This window comes from Microvirga tunisiensis, from assembly GCF_009296175.1.
GTDB lineage: Bacteria > Pseudomonadota > Alphaproteobacteria > Rhizobiales > Beijerinckiaceae > Microvirga > Microvirga tunisiensis.
Genome location: NZ_VOSK01000401.1, coordinates 1 through 4,962 on the forward strand (window position 1 = coordinate 1; position 4,962 = coordinate 4,962).

The following is a 4,962-nucleotide window of genomic DNA, read 5'->3' on the forward strand; positions in this document are numbered from 1 at the left end:
GAACAAGAGCATCCGGGAGTGGACCGAGCTGCTGGCCGGCGACGAGGTGCTGGCCACGGCCATCCTCGACCGCCTGCTGCACCGAGCGCATGTTCTCAACATCAAGGGGCGCAGCTATCGCCTGCGGGATCTGGAGGAGGCTCTCCAGCGGGCTCACGCTTGAGCCGTCGTAAAACTGGATGTCGCCTTATCTCGTAAATCTCGGTGTCGCTTGACACCTTCCTCATTGAGCACGGGGGAAATGCTGCTTCTGAACCAATGGTATTCGCCGGTTCTATCCCTGACGCGGTACTCGTAGGACGACCCCAGACGCGTGTCCATGATGCGCTGCACGGTCTCGCGGATCCGCTCTCGGTCGGCGGGATGGAGCGCGTTGAGCCAGCCCCAACCTTGGACCTGATCGATGCCTTGCCCCGTCAAGGCCCGCCACTCCGGCACATCGGAAACCCTCCCGTCAGGACTGACAGTCCAGACAAAATCGCCGGCGGCCTTCATGAGCGCCCGATGGCGCGCATCCAGTTCCCACAAGGTTCTCTTGGTTTCCTGAATCTCAAACTCCGCTTCTTTCTGGAGCTTCATGTTGAAGGTGATGCCGATCACGTGGTCCGCGCCGCCATACGCGGCCGGTACGACCCTGACTCGGGAACGAAGCCAGATAACACTGCCGTCCTTACCGATACGCCTGTACTGGGAACTGAACGCTCTCCCTGAGTGCCGCGTGGCCCGCACAAGGGCTTCAATCTTCGCTCGGTCGTCAGGATGGATGCTGCTCTGAAATTCCTCGACCGTTTCCGAGCCCACGCCGAGGATCTCCTGGGCGTTGTCCGACCGCGTGATCTGCCCGGTTTCCAGGTTGAAATCCCAGGTCGCCATGGGACCTTCAAACCGGGCCAAGCGCAATCGCTCCTCGTGGATCCGCAGCAGCTCTTCCATCTCACGTTTGGCGTGAATGTCCTCGGCGGTCCCGACCCATTCCCGAACCGGCCCGTCCTGGGGCTTGATCGGCACCGCCTTGCAGAGCACCCACCGGTATTGGCCGCTCCGGTGCTGAAGGCGAAAGCTCATTTCGAAATACGAGCCAATCCGCACCGCCTCATCCCAGGTGGCACCGACGGCATCCACGTCTTTGGGGTGGATCGCGGCGAGCCACCCCCGTCCCGTGCAGTCGTTGACAGGCCGTCCGGTGTAGTTGGCCCAGGACTGCGCCTCGATGGCGTCTCCTTGGGAGGTCGCCCGCCATTCACCGATGCTGCTGGCCAAGGCCAGGGCGCGATAGCGCTCCTCCCGGGCTGACAGCTCCGATTGGGCTTCGCGGATGTTCGTGATGTCGATCAGCATGCCCGCGGCCCAACTGGCCTTGCCGGCAGGATCCTGGAAGACCTCGCCCTTGCTGGCGACCCAACGAACGGTGCCCTGCGGCTGAACGATGCGAAACTCGGAGTCGATGTATTGGCTCCGGTCGGCCAGCACCTGACCAGCGGCGGCGCTTCTCGCCCGATCCTCGGGGTGCACCATCCCCAGGAAGAGATCGTAGGACGCCGCCACGGACCCGGGCTCCAGACCCAGGACGCGGAACAAGCCGTCCGACCACGTGACGTCGCCTGTGTTGCAATCCCATTCCCAATAGCCGAAGGGAGGCTGTGCCCTGCCGTGGTTGATCGGGTCGGGGCCATCATGCGTCTGAGCAGCGTTTTCCATCGGCTTCATCTGTGGAGGAACTCCCGGGCTCCGGGGCTTTGCAGTAGCAGGGAGGGTGGTACATCGTTGCCATGGTCCAAGGCCGGGGTCTTCCAGATCCAGGATGCTTTTTGGTCACTGGCTAAAAGGGGGCGCAGGTCAGAGCAAATTTTGCTCTTCACCCCTCTTTCGTGCAAGCGCCGAGGCGCCCGCAAGAACATTTTTTGCATTGGTCGGGCCGCTCTGGTCAGCTCGGCTGGTGGGGAACGGCAATTATCTGCATATTGCCGCCGCGCCATGTAACAAATTCGAGGGACGACCCAGTAAACAGGCTGGATCTTGGCTATCGCCGTGGAACGGCCGGTCAAGCAATGGCCGGCGAGCTGGGCAAGTCCGTGAACTCCTGCGATGCCGATGCGGTGGTATTTTAATCTCACGGACGGAATCGACATCATCCACGACAACGAGGGCGTGGAAGTATCCTGTCCTGACGAGGCCTTGCTCCATGCGCGCAGGGCCGTCGAGGAGCTCAGCAACGACGATCCATTGGCGTCGAGTGAATGGCAGGGGTGGTGGCTTGAGATCGTCGACGGTTCAGGGGTGTCGGTCAAAAGCCTTCCGCTCGATGGGCCGCTATGCGAGCCACTCCTTCCGCACTGAGGCCGTCCGCCAGGCTTCGCAGCTCGTGTGGGCTGTCAGGCGTGTGCATGCACGGATGGGACTAGATCCTCGGCGCAGAGGATTTGACCGGTTGGGGATGGCGGAGAAGGGGCAGGCCTTCAGGGGCGACCAACACCTCGATGCTTCGCGCCACTCCGGGCTGGCGGCGGATCAGGCCGGCCCGTTCCAAGGTCAGGATCATCTGGTGCACGGAAGGCGGAGTGACCTGGAAATGGCGCTGCATGTCGGTCTCGGCCGGGGGGCGGCCATGGACGCGCGTATAGGCATCGATGAAGGCCAAGTACTGGCCCTGCCGGTCGGTGAAGCTTTTCTCAGACATCCGCCACACGCTCGATTCATCGGCTGATTCAGCTGGGCCTCTCACACGGGAGGCCGAGATGAACATATGCTACCGGGTTGAACTGAGCGAGACCGAACGCTCCGAGCTCCAGGCGATGCTCAGCAGCGGCAAGCAGGCTGCCCGAAAGCTCAAGCGCGCGCAGATCCTGCTGGCGGCCGATGCTGGCGTGCCGGACGAGACGATTGCCGAGAGTATCGCGGTGGGCGGCTCGACCGTGTATCGGACCAAGCGCCGCTTCGTGGAGGGCAACCTGGAGCGGGCCCTCAGTGAGGAGCCCCGTCCCGGTGCCGCCCGCAAGCTCTCAGGCCCGGAGGAAGCGCTGCTGGTGGCGACCGCCTGCGCCAAGCCGCCTGCGGGCCGCGCCCGCTGGACGCTGGAACTCTTGGCCGGCGAGATCGTGCGGCTCACCCACCATGAGAGCCTGTCGCGCGAGACGGTGCGCCGGCGTCTGGCTGAAAACGCGCTCAAGCCCTGGCAGCAGAAGATGTGGTGCATTCCGAAGATTGATGGCGAATACGTCGCCCGCATGGAGGACGTGCTCGACCTCTATGCTGAGGTGCCGGATCCGATGCGGCCAGTGGTGTGCTTCGATGAGAGCCCGGTCCAACTCATCGGCGAGACGCGCCCGCCGCTCCCGGCCACGCCCGGGCAGATCGAGCGGGTTGATGACGAGTATCGCCGCTGTGGCACGGTGAACCTGTTCGTGTTCTTGGATGCGCACCGGCCCTGGCGCAAAGTGAACGTCACGGATCGCCGGACGGCAAAGGACTTTGCTGTGTGCATGCGCGAGCTTGTGGATGTCGACTTTCCACAGGCCGAGCGGATTCGGGTGGTGATGGACAATCTGTCGACGCACACGCCCGGCTCCCTCTACGAGGCTTTCCCGGCCGCGGAAGCGCATCGCCTCCTGGGACGGCTGGAGTTCCACTTCACCCCCAAACACGCGAGCTGGTTGAACATGGTCGAAATCGAGATCGGAGTGCTCAAGGGCCAGTGCCTGGACCGGCGGATCGACACGCGCGAGGGGCTCGAGTGGGAAATCGCGGCTTGGGAGCGCGAGCGCAACGCCGGCGGCGCACGCATTACCTGGATGTTCACGACAGAGAAGGCCCGCACCAAGATGGGCCGCGCCTATCCCAATACCGCTTCGAAAGAGCCACCCGCCAAACAGTCATAATCCCTGGGCAAAGGATCTAGGAGCTGATCCGGATTTGGAGAACGCAATGCCTGGGACGATTGGCACTCCCATTGGGCTTGCCTGGGCCGGGATGAACCCCGACAGGGACGAGGAGCGCATTATCCGCGCCTATGTCCAGCTTGCCGTCACGCAGTGGGAGGCGCCCGGCTTCCGCACCGTGACCGTTGCCCGGTGCGGCGCACTGGAGGTTCGACTGATCGAAATTCCGGAGGAGCAAAGGCTCCCGGACACACCCTGGCTCTGGCTGGAACTCTATTCACCCGCAAGGCACCTCGTCATCGACCGTTGCGGATGTACCGAGCTCGACGAATCCGAGCTGGCCCGAGCGGTGGAGTTCATCGCCAATGCAAGGCGGCAAATCCAGGAAATCCACCAGGAGGATGCAGCGTCACCCGGCGGCATGCGGGAGATCCTTCGCCTTGGGCTTAGCAGCCGTTCCCATGCGGTGCCGCGGAATCCCGCCAGACGGAGCAGGGCTCACCTGCACGAGAGGTGACATGCCACGCTTCTATTTCGATGTCCGGGCGGGAGCGGAATCCATGCCCGATCCGGAAGGTCTTGAGCTCGACGGCTTGGAGGCAGCCGAGCACGAGGCGACGCAGACCGTGCTGACGCTTGGGCGGGATTGGCTGCCATGCTTGCGGGAGATTTGTGTTGAAGTCAGAGACGAACAGCATCGCTTGCGGCTGAGCCTGAGCGTTGCGCTGACAGTCGCCTATTTCGAGTAAGGTAAACCCAGCGAAGTCCTTCTAAAGTTGGCACATAGGACACTGTCTGAGCTGGACTCGGGAATGAGCGATCTCTCATCCTTCAATGGATCCATGGTTCGAAATGTCCGAATGTGGCAGTGCGCCCCGAAGGCGCGGATCACCAGTGGAGGAAGATTCCACCCAGAGAGTTGTCGATTGATCTGGTAGCTGACGAGCGGTTTGGTCGGGTAACCGGTCGGGCCGGAGCCTCGTGACAAAGGTCGCTGGAAGGCGGCTGAGCAATCCGATGGGCCGTAACGTGAGTGAAGCCTGAGCAGGCTATGAGCGTGACAATGCGGATGCCGACCCTCCTGCCA

Annotated in this window: 6 protein-coding genes and 1 pseudogene; 5 read left to right on the forward strand and 2 right to left on the reverse strand. The window is 62.8% G+C overall.

The window, feature by feature from the left end; all coding sequences use genetic code 11:
- A pseudogene (locus FS320_RS37745) lies at positions 1–142 on the forward strand (ATP-binding protein); the annotation flags it as partial.
- Between the two features lie 11 nt (positions 143–153).
- Here FS320_RS37745 and FS320_RS37750 read toward each other — a convergent pair.
- Positions 154–1,707, reverse strand: coding sequence for a PAS domain-containing protein (locus FS320_RS37750; protein WP_152717412.1), 1,554 nt, complete (start codon positions 1,705–1,707; stop codon positions 154–156).
- Between the two features lie 384 nt (positions 1,708–2,091).
- Here FS320_RS37750 and FS320_RS37755 point away from each other — a divergent pair, with 384 nt between their 5' ends.
- Positions 2,092–2,337, forward strand: a complete 246-nt coding sequence (locus tag FS320_RS37755) for a DUF6894 family protein (protein WP_152717413.1) — start codon at positions 2,092–2,094, stop codon at positions 2,335–2,337.
- Positions 2,338–2,398: 61 nt separating this feature from the next.
- Here the strand turns inward: FS320_RS37755 and FS320_RS37760 are convergent, their stop codons facing one another.
- Positions 2,399–2,677 (reverse strand): LexA family protein, encoded by a 279-nt coding sequence (locus FS320_RS37760; RefSeq protein ID WP_152717414.1) that lies wholly within the window; start codon positions 2,675–2,677, stop codon positions 2,399–2,401.
- 58 nt (positions 2,678–2,735) lie between these two features.
- On the opposite strand from FS320_RS37760, the gene FS320_RS37765 reads away from it, so the two are divergent.
- The 3 genes from FS320_RS37765 to FS320_RS37775 are packed head-to-tail and all read left to right on the forward strand — an operon-like array spanning position 2,736 to position 4,624.
- Positions 2,736–3,875 carry an IS630 family transposase gene (locus tag FS320_RS37765; protein ID WP_152717415.1) on the forward strand — a complete coding sequence of 380 codons (1,140 nt, stop codon included), beginning with the start codon at positions 2,736–2,738 and terminating at the stop codon, positions 3,873–3,875.
- Between the two features lie 46 nt (positions 3,876–3,921).
- A complete protein-coding gene (locus tag FS320_RS37770) occupies positions 3,922–4,392 on the forward strand; it encodes a hypothetical protein (protein ID WP_152717416.1) in 471 nt (156 codons plus the stop codon).
- Between the two features lies 1 nt (position 4,393).
- Positions 4,394–4,624: a DUF6894 family protein gene (locus FS320_RS37775; RefSeq protein WP_152717417.1), complete on the forward strand. Its 231-nt coding sequence runs from the start codon at positions 4,394–4,396 to the stop codon at positions 4,622–4,624.
- Positions 4,625–4,962: the final 338 nt, after the last annotated feature.